Consider the following 16932-nt stretch of genomic DNA (forward strand, 5'->3'; position numbering starts at 1 on the left):
AGCACGACATGGATGCCAATGTTAGCGCGGATGATCGGACCGGCTCCGCGCCGGCGGCCGACACCGCTGCCAATGCCGCTGCGCCTTCCTACAGCGATCCGCAGGCGGGCCAGCGCCGCTACCAGCAGGCGCTGATCGAGGCCGGCCTGCTGATACCGGGCGGGGTCGACGGCGTGTATGGCCGCAGCGCGGTGTTCGAGGCCATCGCCGACGGCCTGAACTTTGCCGTCACCGCGCTGGGCGCGGACCAGCATGCCGAGGTGATGCGCTTTCCACCGGCCATGTCGCGCAAGGATTTCGAAGCCAGCGAATATCTCAAGAGCTTCCCGCAGCTTGCCGGCACCGTGCACAGCTTCTGCGGCAACGATCGTGACCAGCACCGCCTGCTGGCACGGCTGGAAGCCGGCGAGGAATGGGCCGACGAGCAGCGGCCCACCCGTGTGGTGATGACCCCGGCGGCGTGCTATCCGATCTATCCGGCGCTGGCCCGGCGCGGGCCCTTGCCGGCCGGGGGCCGCGTGGTGGATGCGTTGTCCTACTGCTTCCGCCACGAACCGTCGATCGACCCTGCCCGCATGCAGATGTTTCGCCAGCGCGAATATGTGCGCCTGGGCAATGCCGGGCAGATCATCGCCTTCCGCCAGCTCTGGATGGAGCGTGGCCAGCAGCTCGCGACGGCGCTCGCGCTCCCGCACGAGGTGGAGGTGGCCAACGATCCGTTCTTCGGGCGCGGCGGCAAGATCGTGGCCGACAGCCAGCGCGAGCTCAAGCTCAAGTTCGAGCTGCTGATCCCGATCAACGACGGCGCGCCGCCCACCGCTTGCATGAGCTTTAACTACCACATGGACCATTTCGGCCATGTCTGGGATCTGCGCACCGCCGATGGCGCGCTGGCCCACACCGGTTGCGTGGGCTTTGGCATCGAGCGCCTGACGCTGGCGCTGCTGCGCCATCACGGCTTCGATGTGGCACGCTGGCCCAAGGACGTGCGCACTACCCTGGGAGGGCTGTGATGTTCGTCGACCCGCGTTCCCTGGAGCGCGGCACCCATGTGTCGCACGCCCTGCACAATGGCAACCCGGTCTGGCCGCAGACCAATTGCTATGTGGATCTGTGGATCGAGTTGCTGCACGGCTGGGCGCTCGACCCGGTGGCGGCCCTCGGGTTCACGGTGGCGCAGGATTTCGAGGGCGACCAGTTCACCTTCTTCAAGTATCCGCCCGACGATCTCGAGCGTCTGTACGGCGTGGTGGTGCAGGAACTATCGCTCTATGAATCGCTGGAAGCGCGGGTGGCGGCGCAGACCTGCCGGGGGCATGTGGTGCTGCTGGAGGTGGATGGCTTCTATCTGCCGGACAACCGTGCCACCTCGTACCGCCGCGAGCATGCCAAGACCACCATCGGCATCGATGTGATGATGCCCGATGCGCAGTCGGTGGGCTACTACCATAACGAGGGATACCACGTGGCCAGCGGCGACGACTATGCCGGCCTGTTCCGGTGCCTGCCCGTGCTGGCCGACGATGTGAACCTGCTGTTCCCCTATGCCGAGGTGGTGCGCCGCCGCTTTCCTGCGCTGGAGGGGCCCATGCTGGTGCGCGCCTCGCTTGCGCTGCTGCGCAAGCATCTGGCGCGCCGTCCGCGGCAGAATCCCATCACGGCCTTCCGCACGGCCTTCCCGGCGCACCAGGAAGCCTTGATGGCGGGTGGCGAGGAGAGCTTCCATCCCTACGCCTTCAGCGTGCTGCGCCAGCTGGGCGCCAACTTCGAGTTGCTAGCCCAGTATCTGCGCTGGCTGGTGCAACACGGCCAGCCGATGCCGGACAGCATCGCCGTGGCTTGCCAGAAAGTGGCCTCCGAGGCCATGGTGATGCAGTTCCGGCTGGTGCGCTCCATCATCGGCCGCCGTCTGGACCGCTGCCAGGATTGCCTGGACCAGCTCGAGACATCCTATGAGGCAGCGGTGCCGGCGCTGGCGAGCTATGTGGGTGAAGCCGAGTACTGAGGCTTGCCCGCCATGCATGCGCCGCTCGTGCTGACGCCTGCTCCGGGACGGCCTGCCCACCGCCGGCCGCTCGCCGGCGACTGGGCCCTGCTCGAGACGCCCGCCGGCGCCGTGGCCTCGCCGGCGGCGCTGGCGGGGCGCGGCCCGTGGCTGCAGGCACAGGTGCCGGGCACCGTTGCCCAGGCCTTGCAAGCGGCGGGACAATGGCAGCCCGCGGCCCCGCGGCCCTTGCACGATCACGACTACTGGTACCGGGTCGCGCTGTCCGGCGCTGGCGCTTACCGGCTACGCCTGCACGGGCTGGCCACGGTGGCGGAAGTCTGGCTGGATCAAGCGCGCGTGCTCGACGCGCAGAACATGTTCGCTGCGCACGAAGCCGAACTCCATCTCGATGGCGCGCACGTGCTGTGCATCTGCTTCCGTTCGCTGCATCGCTGGCTGCGCGGCCAGCGTGGCCCGGTGCGCTGGAAGCCGCGCATGATCACACCGTCCTCGCTGCGCCTGGTGCGCACCACGCTGCTGGGCCACATGCCCGGCTGGTGCCCCTCCGTCCATACCATCGGGCCATGGCGCGGGGTCGACCTGCTGCCGCTGTCGGCGGATGCCAGTCCCTTGCTGAGCGCGCGCTTCGACCTGCAGGCGCGGCTCGACACGCTGGAAGGCGGGCAAGCGCGTGCGCAGCGGGATGCCGGCGGGGACGGCGCGATCCGGCTGCGCCTGCGCGATGTCGCCATGCTGCCGCCCGCGATGCCGCTCATGCTGTGCGCCGATGGCCGTGAGGTGCCGCTGGTGGCGATGGAGGCCGGCGCCGCCGGCATTGTCTACGAGGGCGAACTGCGTATTTCCCGGCCGCGCTTGTGGTGGCCGCACACGCACGGGTCGCCCGAACGCTATCCCGTGCATTTGCGGCTAGGCGAAGAACGTATCGACTGCGGGCAGGTTGGCTTCCGCCGCATCGAGGTCGACCGTGGCGTGGGTGGGGAAAGCAGCACCGGCGAGGCGGAGGATGGCGACGGTTTCGCGCTTCGCATCAATGGCGAACGCATCTTCTGCCGGGGCGCCTGCTGGACCAGCCACGATCTCGCCGGCCATGCCGATACGCCCGCCGAAGTGGAAAAATGGCTGGCGCTGGCACATCGCGCGGGTATGAACATGGTGCGCGTGAGCGGCGTCACCTGCTACCAGGGCGAGGCCTTCTTCGAAGCCTGCGACGCGCTCGGCCTGCTGGTCTGGCAGGACTTCATGTTCGCCAATTTCGATTACGCGGGCGCTACCGATGCCGCCGCGCGGCCGCTGGCGGCGCAGGCCGCGCGCGAGGTCAGCGAATGGCTCGCGGCACATCGCCATCACCCCAGCGTGGCGGTGCTGTGCGGCGGCAGCGAGGCCGAGCAGCAGGCCGCCATGATGGGTACGCCCGCGCAAAGCTGGCGCCAGCCCCTGTTCGACGAAATCATCCCGGCCTGCGTGGCGGCCTGGCATCCCGATGCGGTCTATGTGCGCAACTCGCCGTCCGGCGGCGCCTGGCCCTTCCAGGCCGACAGCGGCGTGACGCATTACTACGGCGTGGGCGCCTACCAGCGCTCGCTCGATGACGCGCGCCGCGCCAACGTGCGCTTCAGCTCCGAATGCCTTGCGTTCTCGAATGTGCCGTGCGCGCGCACCATGGCCGACGCCCTGCCGGTGCCGCCGGTGCACGATCCGCGCTGGAAGGCGCGCGTGCCGCGCGACGCCGGCAGCGGGTGGGATTTCGAGGACGTGCGGGATTTCTATCTGCGCGCGTTGTTCAGGGTGGACCCGGCGCGCGTGCGCTACGAGGACAGCGCGCGCTACCTGGAATTGTCCCGCGCCGTGGTGTCCGAACTGATGACCGACGTTTTCAGCGAATGGCGGCGCGCCGGCTCCACCTGCTCGGGCGGCCTCGTGTGGCAATTGCAGGACCTGCTGCCCGGGGCAGGCTGGGGCATTGTCGATGCGCTGGCGCGGCCCAAGTCGGCCTGGCACGCCTTGCGCCAGGTGTGGCAGCCGCTGCAGGTGCTGATCACCGACGAAGGGCTCAATGGCATTCATCTGCATCTGATCAACGAGAGCGCCGCGCCGCGCGCGGTACGCCTGCGGCTGCAATGCTGGCGCGACGGCGAGACCGTGCTGCTCGACGTGGCGCGGGAGCTGTGCCTGGCGCCACGTTCCGTGTGCCGTATCGGCGGCGCGGAGCTGGCCGGTGCGTTCTTCGATTTCACCTATGCCTATCGGTTTGGGCCGCGCCTGCATGACGTCGTGTGCGCGGCCCTGACCGACCCCGGCACCGGCGCCCTGCTGAGCCAGGCCTGCTACCTGCCCGACCGCGGCGCCGACGCGCTCGAGCCGCCCGAGCTGGCGGCCGAACTGGCGCGCGAAGACGGAGACTGGTGGCTCACGGTATCGACGCGGCGCTTCGCGCGCTGGGTCCATATCGACGATGTGGCCTTTCATGCCGAGTACGATTGGTTCCATCTCGCGCCGGGGAGCCGGCGGCGCGTGAAACTTCTTCCCGATGAGGGTGCGAAAGGTGGAGGCCGGGGCGCAGGCGCGGCGATGCCGGACCCTATCCCGATGGGGGAGGTGCATGCGCTCAACGCACGCCGAGCGATCGCCTACTGCGGACCATGCGCCTGAGGCGAGCCCTGAAGGTGGGTGCCGGGGGCTGCCAGGCGTCTCCCGACCGTCATCCTCGCGCGCTGGCGCTGCGGCCGCGCGCATCTCAAACCGACCGAAGGATGATCTGGTTTCAACCGTGCGGCTACTGTTGGACGGGCCACATATGGCACTTAATACAGACACAAATGCCGTGCGAACCAGGGTCAGAGAATAGGTGGTCGGCGCGGGTCCCCCGGAAAGGAATACGGCGGGCCGGCCCCGGTCGAAGGTTGCGTGCGGCTGGTCATGGGGAGAGGGAAATGATCAGTCAGCGTTCGGATCTGCACGTCAATCACGTGCTTGGGGCCTTGCCGCGCAAGGATTGGGAGTCATTGTCCATGCACCTTGAACTGGTGCGCATGCGTGCCGGCCAGCTGCTCACGGATTCCGGGCAGCGCATTCATCATGTCTACTTCCCGACCACCGCCATTGTCTCGATGCTCTCCTTGCTGGAGGATGGCGCCACCGTGGAAATCGCCGCCATCGGCAATGAAGGGCTGGTAGGCATTCCGGTGCTGACCGGTGGCGACACCATGCCGTGCCGCGTCGAGGTACGCGCGCCCGGCTTCGCCTATCGTCTCTCGGCCGCCACGCTCAGGCAGGAGTTCATGCACTCGCCGGCGATCCAGCGCGTCACGTTGCTCTATGTGCAGGCCGTGCTCACCCAGATCGCGCAGACCGCGGTGTGCAACCGGCATCATTCGCTCAACAAGCAACTGTGCCGCTGGCTGCTGCTGGCGCTGGATCGCATGGCTTCAAACGAACTGGTGATTACGCAACAGGTGATCGCCAACATGCTCGGCGTGCGCCGCGAAGGCGTCACGGAAGCGGCCGGCAAGCTGGAGGACCTGGGCCTGATCCAGCATAGCCGCGGCCACATCACGGTGCTGGACCGGCGTGGACTGGAGGCGCATTCCTGTGAGTGCTACAAGCTCGTCAAGCGCGAGTTCGATCGGCTGCTGCCCGCGCTCGCGAACGTCTGAGCCGGGCGTCGGCGATGTTTCGAGGCTGCGCTCCGGCGTACCTGCATGTCCAATTCCATCGGAGAGCCGCACGTGAGTTCCTTCGCGCAATCCGGCGTGCCCCCCGCCGCGCCGGGCGTGCCTGTTTTTTCCCGGCCCGGGCTGTGGCGGGCGACGCTTGACCATGCCGGCTGGGTGCTGGCTTCGGCCGCCGTCGCCGCGCTGCTGGCCGCGCTCTATGCATGGTCGCTCCCCTCGCTGTACCAGGCGGACGTCGTGCTGCGGCCCGAGACCGACGAGGTGCGCGGGTTCTCCGGCCGCAAGCCTGGCAATGGCTCCCAGGCCGCCGATCTCGACCTGGCTGCGCTCACCAGCCGCGCCGTGCTGACGGCGGTGGTACGGGACAACCGGCTGGACATCGTTGCCGCGGGACACCAGTTGCCGGTGGCCGGCCCGCTCTGGGCGCGCCTGAAGGGGGCCGTATCCGGCTCGCCGGTCGCGCCACCGCTGGGTGCGCTGGCGCAATATGCCTGGGGCGGCGAGCAGATCTCGGTGGGCGAATTCGAACTGCCCGAGGCCATGCTCAACCAGCGCCTGGCCCTCACCGCGCTCGACGGCACGCACTATCGGCTGGTGGGGCCCGACGGGCATGTGCTGCTGGCGGGCGAAGTCGGGCAGCTGGCGCAGGCGGGCGGCATCGTGCTGCGGGTGACCAGGCTGAGCGCGCGTCCGGGCACCGGGTTCGTGTTGATGCGCCGCGACGAAGTCAGCGCCGTCGACGCGCTTGCCCGCACCCTGGTGGTGGACGACCGCACGCGCGAGCGCGACCCTGGCAGCGGGCTGGCAGGCGTTGCCGGCGCACCCGCCGCCGCATCGGCCGGCGAGGGCGTGCGCATCGCCTGGCGCGATCCCGATCGCAGGCTGGCAGTGGCCGTGGTCGGCGACATTGCGCGCTCCTATGTGGAAAGCCAGGTCCGGCATCGCAGTGACGAGGCCGCGCGCACGCTCGCCTTTGTCAACGCCGAGCTGCCGCGGGTACGCGCGGAGCTGGAAATGGCGGAAGGCGCGCTGGCCCGCTACCGCGCCCATGCCGGCTCGATGCAGCCGACACAGGACGCGCAGTCCTACCTGAGCGGCAGCATCGAATACCAGCGGCAGATTTCCGCGCTGGGCCTGGAACGCGCGCGCCTGTTGCGCCAGTACATGCCGGAGAGCCAGGAGGTACGGGCGATCGATCAGCAGATCGCGCAACTCAAGGGGGATCGTCGCATGCTCGACAGCAGGCTTCAGGGCCTGTCGGAGGCCGAGCGCGAGTCGGTCTCGCTCACGCGCGACGTGAAGGTGGCGGAGGACACGTATATGTCACTGCGCAATCGCGCCCAGATGCTCTCGCTCACGAAGTCAGACAGCCGCAGCGACGTGCAGTTGCTGGACGCAGCTGCGGTGCCCCTGATACCGGCCGGTCCCGACCGTCTGTTGATCAGCGGCGCGGGCGCGTTGCTGGGGCTGCTGCTTGGGGGCGGCGGCGCATGGCTGGCGGCGCGCGCACGCTTCCATATGGCCGACGCCGTCACGCTGGAGCGGAACTGCGCGCTGCCCATCGTCGGTGAAATCTGCTTCAGTCCGGAACAGGCGCGGCTGGAGCGCCAGCCGCCTGCGCAGGCTTGCCTTGCCGCCGGCGCCGCGCCAGCCGCCGCGCCGGTGCCGTTGCTGCTCGGCAATGCCACACCGGCGCTGCCGCAACTGGTGGCTCGCACCATGCACGGGCTGCCGGTGCTGTCGCCGCTGGTGGCCACTGCCGCCGCCGCTGCCTGCGTGCCGGCCGCACCCGCCACGCCCCTGCACGATCGCCATCTGCTTGCGCGCCAGCATCCGCATGCGCTGGCGGTGGAGGGGCTGCGCGGCCTGCGGGCGGCGCTGCATTTCAGCATGGACACGGCGGAAAATGTCATCGTGGCGATGACCAGCGCCACCGCTGGCGCAGGCAAGACATTCAACGCCATCAACCTGGCGGTGCTCGCCGCCGAGGCCGGCTGGCGGGTACTGATCGTGGATGCCGACCTGCGGCGCGGCGACGTGGCCGCGCGCTTCGGCCAGCCGGCTTCGCCGGGCCTGGCTGACCTGCTGGGCGGACGCGTGAGCCTGCAGCAGACGATCCGGCCCACGGCCGTCAGCGGCCTGTCGCTGCTGGCGGCAGGCACGCCGCCGGGCAATCCTTCGGAGCTGCTGATGCTGCCCGCCTTGCGCGACACGCTGCAGCGCTGCGATGAAAGCTACGACCTGGTGATCGTGGACACGCCGCCGGTACTGGCGGTCGCCGATGCCACGCTGGTCAGCCGGCTGGCGGGCGCCACCATACTGGTCGTGCGCGCGGACGACACGCCCGAGGAAAAAGTGGCCGAGGCCCTGAAGCGTCTCGAGCGCGCACAGGCCAGGCTGATCGGCGGCGTACTCAACGGCATCCGGCCCCGCCGCGGCAGCCATGCCGACACCAGCGCTTATCTGCATCGCAGCGCGGAGCACGCGATATGACGGAAGCTGAACAGCAGGCCCGTCAGGGAAAGCCGCTGGCCGTGGGTTTGCTGGTTGACGATGCTTGCGCGCTACAGCATGTGCGCGAACTGGTGCTATGGGCGCAAGCGCAGCCCGATATCGACATATCCCACCTGCTCGTCTACGGCACGCCGCGTGCTGCGCCAGGCGGGCACGCGCCAGCGTTCGCGCGCCTGGCGCACGCGTTGTCCACCCGCTGCATGCGTACGCTGATGAGGGTCGAGAACATCCTGCTGCGCCAGAGCGGCACCTACCGCGCGCATTTGTCCCATCACGATCTCAGCGCCGCCGTGCCCGGCCGCATCGACCTGGAGGCGCCCCGCGTGCAGGCCGATGGCGGCCATGCCTTCGATGCGGCCGCTGTGGCCCGGGTGCGGGAGCAGCAACTCGATGTGCTGCTGTGCTGCGGCCCCGGCCTGCCCACCGGCGGCATGCTGGACGCGGCTCGCCTGGGCGTGCTGCGCATGCATTTTGGCGATAGCGCGTCGGAACAGGCGGGGCCGGCCGGTTTCTGGGAATGCTTCCACCGCCTGCCGTCGACCGCTTTCGCCATCCAGCGCCTGAGCGGTGCACGCAGCGACGAAGTGCTGGTGCGGGGTCGCTTCGCCACCCGCATCAGCTTCCTGCAAAACCAGGCGCATCTCTACCGCAAGGCCAACGTGCATTTGCAAGGCCTGCTGCAGAGCATCGCGGCGCAGCGCCGCATGCCCGCATCCCAGCCGCGCCGGCTGGCGGGCCCGCCGCCCGGACGGCAGCATCTGCCCTTGGGCGGGCCGCCCGGCACCGTGCATATCCTGCGCTATGCGATGCGCACCCTGGGCCGCGCGGCGGTGAAAGGCGCGCAGCGCGCGCTCAGCTTGCGCCGCAAGTTCGGGATTTCGATCGTGCAGAGCGATTGGCGCCATGCCGACCTGCGCCAGGCTGTGGAGGTCGCCTCGCCGAAGGGCCGCTTCTGGGCTGATCCCTTCCTCTGGAAGGCGCCGGACGGGCGGCTGTTCTGTTTTGTCGAAGACTATGTATACGCGCGCCGGCGCGCCCATATCTCGGTGCTCGAGGTGATCGGGACCAAGGTGATGGATCTCGGTGCTGTGATAGCGGAGCCGTTCCATCTCTCCTTTCCCTATCTCTTTGCCTATCAGGGCGACCTCTACATGTGCCCGGAATGCTCGGATTCGGAACAGATCCGCATTTACCGGTGCACCGGATTCCCGCGGCAATGGGAGCTTGCCGCGGTGGCGATGGACGGGGTCTCGGCCGCCGATACCATCGTGTTCGAGCGCGGCGGGCGCTGGTGGATGCTGACCAGCATCGACAAGTCCGGCGTCAAGGATCACTGCAGCGAACTCTACCTGTTCTCCAACGATTCGCCGCTGCGGCAGGGCTGGAAGCCGTTCGGCGGCGGCAACCCGGTGCTGATCGATTCCGCCGGAGGCCGCAACGCCGGCCTGATCGCCGAAGGCGACCGGCTGTTCCGGCTGGCGCAGCGGCAGGGTTTCGACCGCTATGGCGAAGGGTTGATCGTTAACGAGATCCTGACGATATCGGAGCTGGCATACGAGGAGCGGCAGGTGTCACGGATCGATCCGACGTTCCGCAAACGGCTGCTGGGGTCGCATCATTTGACTACGACGGGGAACATTACCGTGATCGATCACGTCAGCAGGCAGTTTGTGATTTGAGCCGGGCTCTGACTGCTTGGGGGGAGCGGCTGCCGCTGGCGAACCGGGCGGCGCATCAGCGCACGCGTTCGGACATTCGAGGTCGATCGGCCGAATGCGGCGTGGCGTCCTGCCATTTCCTTGCCCATTGCCACTCGCTGCACACCATCGGCGGCGTGGATTCCGGGCCCGCCCCGCGCTTCGACCACAGCAAGGCGAACGCGCCGCGTGAGCGCCTGGGCGCCCGGATGGCAACGGGGGGCAAACAAAGCCTGAAAGCCCGGCCCTCATGTTCTCATGCAATTTTACCCGGATATTATTGACATCGATTTTTATCCGGGTATTATTCAGGCAATACACCACCTTGAATGCACATCGCGATGACTGAGCCACTTTTCAATTCCTACACAAGCTTCGATGGCTATCGACGCATCGCCTCCGGGGCCCTGCAAACGAATGCCCTGGTGGTCAAAAAAGTACTTGAAAGCGGCGCGGTTGGCCCCGTGCTGATCTTTGACGACGGCACCGGCCGCTCCATCGATGTCGATACGAGGGGCTCGGACGAGGAAGTGGCGGCCCGGCTGGCTGCGCCTGCCGCGCCGGACACGCGCGCCGGATCGGCAAGGTTGGAGCCATCCTCTCAACCCGCCGGCCCGGATGGCGCCGCAGAAGAATCCCGAGGCCGCGGGCGCCCGAAGCTGGGTGTAGTCGCCCGCGAAGTGACGCTGCTGCCGCGGCATTGGGAATGGCTGGCGACACAGCCCGGCGGCGCGTCGGTAGCCCTGCGAAAACTGGTTGAGGAAGCGCGCAGGGCCAACGGCGATAAAGACAAGACGCGCAAGGCGCACGAGCGTGCCTACCACTTCATGGCGGCAATAGCGGGGGATCTGCCCGGTTTTGAAGAAGCGACCCGGGCACTGTTCGCGCATGACCGGCCCAAGTTCAGCGCGCTCATCGCCAAGTGGCCGGGCGATGTGCGCGATCACGCAACCCGGCTCGCTTTCGGCGATGGCGTACCGGCATCCGCTCCTGGCAACTAAAGGACTAAAGAAAGATGGACCACCCAATGGCAAATCCGGACCAGACCACTTGCTACCTCGAACCCACACAGGAAGCGGGACGTGCGTTCGCAATGCGGAAAATGCAAGGCAGCGTTGTGATGCTGAACCTGCTGCGTTTTCGTGAAACCGCGGACTACTCGGCCACGCCTGAGCTGGCTCCGGAGATAGCCATCAGCGGTGCAGCCGCCTTTCAGCGGTACATCGAACACACCCTGCCCTACCTGCGCGACGCAGGAGGCGACCTGCTGTTTCTCGGAGCCGGTGGCCTTTTCCTGATCGGGCCACAAGCTGAACGGTGGGACATGGCAATGCTGGTCCGGCAACACAGCGCCGATTCGTTCCTGGCATTCGCCTCCCATCAAGCCTACCTGGCTGGAATGGGGCACCGCATGGCGGCCGTTGAAGATTCTCGCCTGCTGCCGCTTTCGGAAGTCGGGGCAGCTACAGCGTAGGCACACCGGCTTCCTTTCAAAACCTGCGAGTCAGTATTTTCTCCGGGCGGTTCGCCGCGCCGGGTGGCCATCGCTTTGGCCAGGGAATCCCCTATGAGTCCGACATCTCCATCCCTACCCACTCAACCTCCACCCTTGTGGAAGACCTACCTGGTCATTCTCGTCCCCATGATGCTGACGAATACCTTGCAAGCCGCCGCAGGGACTATCGACGGCATCTACCTCGGGCAGATGATCGGCGTCGAAGCCATCGGGGCGGTTTCGGCATTCTTTCCGATCTTCTTTTTTCTCCTGGCCATCGTCATTGGCCTGAGCTCCGGCGCCACGGTGCTGGTCGGGCAGGCCTGGGGCGGCGGAAACCACGCAAAGGCGAGAGCGGTAGCAGGGTCGGCCTTGGCCCTGACTGCTTGCGCCGGCCTTCTGGTCAGTGTCTGCGGTGGTTTCCTCGCGCCTCAGATCCTGCGGTGGCTGGGGACGCCAGCCAATATCCTGGCCGACGCAACGAGCTATGCGCGGCTGATGATGATGGGCGCGCCTCTCATTTTCATGTTGTGGCTGACCACCTCCATGAGTCGGGGCGTTGGCGACGCAGTGACGCCGTTGTGGGCACTGGCGCTGGCCACCCTGATCTCGCTCGTCTGCACACCAGCGCTTCTTGGCGGGTGGGGCGGGCTGCCCCGACTGGGTGTGGCCAGCGCGGCGGTCTCGACCATGCTGGCCTTCGCGCTGGCGCTGACGTGGATGCTGGTGTACTGGCGACGCAAGGCACATCCGTTGGCCCCAAGTATCGAACTGCTTCGCCATGTGCGCTTTGATCCAGTCATCACACGAAAGATCCTGCGGATCGGCATTCCATCGTCGCTGCAGATGCTCACCATGGCCGTGGCCGAGATCGTGCTGCTCGGGCTGGTGAACCGCCACGGCTCGAATGCCACCGCGGCCTACGGCGCAGTCACCCAGGTGATGAGCTGGATGCAGCTACCTGCCATGTCCCTGGGCATCACCACGACCATCCTCGCATCGCATGCCATCGGGGCTGGTCGTGGCGGCAGGCTCGGCGCCATCGTCCGGACCGGCCTGTGGCTGAACGTCGCGGTCACCGGCGGCTTTGTTGCTGTCGCCTATGGTTTGGCACCTGTGGTGATAGGGCTTTTCCTGAAGGATGGTTCGGTCGTCGAGCTCGCCCTGGAACTGCTGCACATCGTTGCCTGGAGTGTCATCGTGATGGGCTTGGCCAACGTCCTGGCCGGTGTCATGCGCGCCAGCGGGACCGTGTTCGGCCCCACGGGCCTGGGCGTGTTCGCGATCCTTTGCATTGAAGTACCTGCAGCCTATTGGCTGAATGCCAGGGTCGGGATTTCCGGCATCTGGTGGTCTTATGCACTTACCTTCATTGCGATGCTCGTGCTGCAAACGACCTACTACCAACTCGTGTGGCGTCACCGGATCGTTCAGCGATTGATCTGAGGGCTGGCGTCCCTGTCTCGTCCGCCAGGCGCCGGCGGCGGCTCAGGGCTTCGACGTCTCCATCCCAGCCGCGGGCAGCGCTTTTTCACGCGCCGCCTCCGCATCCCGGGTCACGCAGAAATGGGTACGCAGGTAGCTGTCCAGCAGCGCCAGCACTGCATCGCGCGCGGTATACGCCCGCAGTGCATGGTCGATCCGATCCGAGATACATAGCCGTACATTGCGATAGCGCCGCATGACGCGGCCGCCGCTGCCGAAGTAAGTGGCCAGCTCGCCGAGCCCGGGATCATAGCCGCCGTATACCAGCCAGACCGGCACGCCGCGCCCGTCGAGCCGGCGCAGCAGGTTGCGCACCCGCCGGACCGGCGTGTCGGCGCCGGTGATCCAGCCAGCCGTGTGGCTGGCGCGAGTGCGCAGGCGAAGCATGCCGCGCCTGGCCAGTTCGCGGACGATGCTGCCGATCTCGGTATCGCCGCGCAGCACGCGTACCCATTTCTGCGGGCGCAGGCAGGAGGCCAGGTAGGTCCGCGTGGCGGCATCGCGCTGCCGCGGACGCTGCTGCACGACTTCCTGGATCTCCAGCCCCTCGGGCCAGATGAAGCTCTGCAGGTTGACCAGGACCGCGCCGGCGATGTGCTCGCTCTCGCAGGCCGCATGCAGGCCCGCATACGCCCCGGAGCAGATGCCGAACAGCGCCACGCGCTGGTAGCCCTGGCTGCGCAGCCAGCCAGCGGCCGCGATCACGTCGTGGCGCAAGGCGCTGTCATAGGGCTGGAAGCCGTAGCGCGCCAGTGTCAGGCTGGCGCTGTCGCCGATACCGCCGAGATCCATGCGTAGCGAGGGGATGCCCTGCCGGGCCAGGTGGCGGGCGCACAGCACGCCCATGCGCGCGTCGCCGATATGGTGGCCGGCCCCGGTGTTGACCAGCAGCACGGCCGGGGCGCCCGCGGCGGGCGCCGGCGCCTCGCACAGGATGCCGAACAGGCCGGCCGCGCCGAAATGCATGCGCCGCTCGATAAAGCCATCGCCATGCAGCAGCGGGGATGCCGCCGGCACCACGCGCGCGGCGACGGCGATGCCGGGCAAGGCGAGCGCGTCCGGGCTGGCGCCGGCGAGCCAGCCGGTCACATGCCGGAAGGCGGACCAGGGCAGGTCATTGAGTTCGGGATAGCTGGCATAGGCCTCGTATTCGGGGAACGGGGCGCGCTCTACCGCGCAGCCCAGCGCGCCGGCGGCATCGGCCAGGCGGCGGGCGCCGTCGAGCGGTGACGCCGACAGGATCAGCATCCGTGCGGCCGGGCAGCGCTGCAACTGGTCCGGCTTGCCGAGATCGCAAGCCTGGATGCGCTCGACCGCGTCGCGATATAGCCGGTTGCCGACTACCGTCATGAAGCGCTCCGTCTCGGCAGGATCGAGCTGGTCGGCGGGGGTCACGCGGGACGTGCTCTGCAGTGCGCGAAGTTCGCGCAGGTGGTCGCGGCCCCGCACCACCGGCGCCAGCAGCGCCAGGGCATCGACGTTGCCGATTTCCTGCGCCGCCAGCGTCGCGAGCAGCGCGCCGAGGCGCAGGCCGCATAGCGCTACGCGCTGCACGCCGGTGCGCGCGCGCAGCGTGGCCACGGCGGCGGCGATGCTGTCGATCCAGGCTGGCACGCGCTGCGGATCGCTCTCGGCGCCGTCGGAGTCGCCGGTGCCATGGTAGTCGAAGCGCAGCGCCGGCATGCCGTTGGCCGCCAGCAGTTCGGCCAGGTAGCGCCAGCCGCGATGCGTCATCACGGCCTCCTGCCCGAACGGGTTGCACAGCACCACGCCATAGCGGCCGCCGGACTCGCGGGCCAGCTGCACGGCGGGGCCCGGCAGGTGCAGCCATCCGTAGCAGCCGCCGAACAGCAGCGGCAGCATGTGGTTGGGGGGGGCTTGCCCGGCGGTCGCGAGGCCCTGTGTCCCGGCCCGGTCAGACATCGGCATGCCTATGGCAACGCAGCAAGGCAGGGACATGTCTCGGCGGGGGCTTCATGTTCCGTTCCTCCGGTGGCGGTTCCGAGCGGGCCACGCCGTTCAGCGGCACAGCGGCCTCCATTACAACCGTATCCGTACCAAAGATTCGTACGCTGTCCAACACAAGGCACGGCCGCACCGGCTCGCGGCTGCGCGGCGCCGGCGCTCGCGAGAGCGTGCGCAAGCGCACAGATGGGGCGCTGCCACGCTCCTAGACTCGATCGCAATCCATACGGTGGCTGCCCGCGCCGGTGGCGCGCATGGCGCGCGGATGCCTGCACGATGCCGGCATGAACTTCATGGAAAAGGACGCCGGCAAACCGGGCAGCCGCGAAGCGTACCCGTTTCTGCGTACGGGTCGAAAGGGGTCGGTGCCACCTGGAGCGGACGCCGGACGGCGCGCCGCCCGGCTTCGATGGCGTTCAGGCTGACCCGGCAGATCCCCGGCCCGGGGTGCACCGCTTGCAAGGAGGCATCATGAGCAACCCGATCGACGTGGCGGGCCTGCCGGCCCGTATCGACATGGCCGCAGCGCTGGCGCCGCGCGCTGTGCCGCTGCCGGCGATCCAGCCGGTGATCCTGGCCGGCGGCTCTGGCACCCGTCTGTGGCCGCTGTCCCGCGAGCAGTTTCCCAAGCAACTGATCAACCTGGTGTCCGACGATACCCTGCTCGAAGCCACGGCCCGCCGCTTCGATGGCCTGGGCCTGCTGGCCGGGCGGCCGGCCGGCATGGAGGCGCCGCAACTGGTGGTCTGCGGCGAGGAGCATCGCTTCATGATCGGCGACATGATGAAGCGCAGCGGCAACAATGTCCGCATCCTTGCCGAGCCGTGCGGCCGCAATACCGCGCCGGCGCTCACCGTGGCCGCCCTGCACGCCGTGGCCAACGCCGGCGAGAGCGGCGACGCCTTGCTGGTGGTAACGCCGGCGGACCATAGCGTGGCCGATGTCCCCGCGTTCCGCCTGGCGCTGGCCACCGCGGTGCGCCACGCGGATCGCGGCGCCATCGTGACCCTGGGCGTACAGCCGCTGGCGGCGGAGACCGGCTACGGCTATATCCGGGTCTCGCGCGACGAAGACGATGGCGCCTTCCTGCTGGAGCGCTTTGTCGAGAAGCCGCACCTCGAGCTCGCGCAGCACTATGTGGATTCGGGCGAATACTGGTGGAACAGCGGCATCTTCGTGGTACGGGCGGCGGTCTGGCTGCGGGCGGTGAGCGAGCTCCAGCCGGACATGTATGTGCAATGCCGCGCCGCCTATGAGGGCAGCGACACCGTTGGCGATACCGTGCGCATGCACAAGGAATCCTTCAGCGCCTGCCAGTCGGATTCCATCGACTATGCGGTGATGGAAAGGCTCGAGACCCTGCCGGGCATACCCGGCAGGGTGGTGCCGCTGGATGCCGGCTGGTCCGACGTGGGGTCGTGGGCGGCGATCTGGGATATCGCATCCAAGGACGCCCAGGGCAATGCTTCGCGCGGACGCGTGGTGTTCGACGGCGCCAATTCGTGCCTGGCGCATTCGGAAGGCCGCCTGATCGCCTGCGTCGGCGTACGCGATGTGGTGGTGGTCGAGACCGCGGATGCCGTGCTGGTGGTCGACAAGGCGCATGTGCAGGACGTCAGGAACGTAGTCCAGCGCATTCGCTCCGAGCATGGCAACGAAGTGATCAACCACCGCAAGGTGCGTCGCCCGTGGGGCTGCTACGACGCCATCGACCACGGCGACCGCTTCCAGGTCAAGCGCATCGTTGTCGATCCGGGCGCCAGTCTCTCGCTGCAGATGCACTACCACCGCGCCGAGCACTGGGTGGTGGTGCGCGGCACTGCGCGCGTGACCTGTGGCGACACGGTCAGCATCCTGAGCGAGAACCAGTCCACCTACATTCCCATCGGTACGCCGCACCGGCTGGAAAACCCCGGCAAGACGCCGCTGGAGATCATCGAAGTGCAGTCCGGCGCCTATCTCGGCGAGGATGACATCGTGCGCTTTGAAGACAACTACGGGAGAAAGTGAATGCGAGTGCGATGTCCGGTCCGGGGCTAGCGAGGGACTGGCCTGTCCGGGCCGATATGCAGGTCTTTCCCGCGCATGCCGGCATGC

11 protein-coding genes are annotated in these 16932 nt (G+C 67.9%); 10 read left to right on the forward strand and 1 reads right to left on the reverse strand.

The annotated features are described in order from the left end of the window. Positions 1 to 8: 8 nt before the first annotated feature. The 9 genes from AC3FOF_RS17515 to AC3FOF_RS17555 all read left to right on the forward strand — a co-directional run bounded on the left by AC3FOF_RS17515 (position 9) and on the right by AC3FOF_RS17555 (position 12831). On the forward strand, positions 9 to 1013 hold the full coding sequence (locus tag AC3FOF_RS17515; RefSeq protein WP_488727273.1) for an amino acid--[acyl-carrier-protein] ligase: 1005 nt from the start codon (positions 9 to 11) through the stop codon (positions 1011 to 1013). Next, entirely contained in the window at positions 1013 to 2005 is a 993-nt protein-coding gene (locus tag AC3FOF_RS17520) for a DUF1839 family protein (RefSeq protein WP_276269187.1), read from the forward strand. Before AC3FOF_RS17515 ends, AC3FOF_RS17520 begins: the two co-directional genes overlap by 1 nt. Positions 2006 to 2017: 12 nt before the next feature. Next, the gene (locus AC3FOF_RS17525) at positions 2018 to 4657 is read left to right on the forward strand and encodes a glycosyl hydrolase 2 galactose-binding domain-containing protein (protein ID WP_488727274.1); all 2640 of its coding nucleotides are present in this window, start codon (positions 2018 to 2020) and stop codon (positions 4655 to 4657) included. A gap of 281 nt (positions 4658 to 4938) precedes the next feature. Next, positions 4939 to 5661, forward strand: coding sequence for a Crp/Fnr family transcriptional regulator (locus AC3FOF_RS17530; protein WP_017230717.1), 723 nt, complete (start codon positions 4939 to 4941; stop codon positions 5659 to 5661). A 45-nt stretch (positions 5662 to 5706) separates the two neighbouring features. Next, entirely contained in the window at positions 5707 to 8172 is a 2466-nt protein-coding gene (locus tag AC3FOF_RS17535) for a polysaccharide biosynthesis tyrosine autokinase (protein ID WP_488727275.1), read from the forward strand. Then, the gene (locus tag AC3FOF_RS17540; RefSeq protein ID WP_488727276.1) at positions 8169 to 9872 is read left to right on the forward strand and encodes a glucosamine inositolphosphorylceramide transferase family protein; all 1704 of its coding nucleotides are present in this window, start codon (positions 8169 to 8171) and stop codon (positions 9870 to 9872) included. Before AC3FOF_RS17535 ends, AC3FOF_RS17540 begins: the two co-directional genes overlap by 4 nt. A 359-nt stretch (positions 9873 to 10231) precedes the next feature. Next, a complete protein-coding gene (locus AC3FOF_RS17545) occupies positions 10232 to 10891 on the forward strand; it encodes a DUF2239 family protein (RefSeq protein ID WP_430869718.1) in 660 nt (219 codons plus the stop codon). 26 nt (positions 10892 to 10917) lie between these two features. Next, complete coding sequence (locus AC3FOF_RS17550) at positions 10918 to 11364, forward strand: DUF1330 domain-containing protein (protein WP_488727277.1); 447 nt, start codon at positions 10918 to 10920, stop codon at positions 11362 to 11364. A 135-nt stretch (positions 11365 to 11499) separates the two neighbouring features. Further along, complete coding sequence (locus tag AC3FOF_RS17555) at positions 11500 to 12831, forward strand: MATE family efflux transporter (protein ID WP_488727278.1); 1332 nt, start codon at positions 11500 to 11502, stop codon at positions 12829 to 12831. Positions 12832 to 12873: 42 nt separating this feature from the next. Here AC3FOF_RS17555 and AC3FOF_RS17560 read toward each other — a convergent pair whose 3' ends face one another. Further along, entirely contained in the window at positions 12874 to 14793 is a 1920-nt protein-coding gene (locus AC3FOF_RS17560; protein ID WP_488727279.1) for a serine aminopeptidase domain-containing protein, read from the reverse strand. 558 nt (positions 14794 to 15351) lie between these two features. Between AC3FOF_RS17560 and AC3FOF_RS17565 the strand changes: the two genes are divergently transcribed. Then, a complete protein-coding gene (locus AC3FOF_RS17565) occupies positions 15352 to 16845 on the forward strand; it encodes a mannose-1-phosphate guanylyltransferase/mannose-6-phosphate isomerase (RefSeq protein WP_488727306.1) in 1494 nt (497 codons plus the stop codon). The last annotated feature ends 87 nt before the right edge of the window (positions 16846 to 16932 follow it).

This window comes from Cupriavidus sp. 96C5-1 (assembly GCF_057798855.1).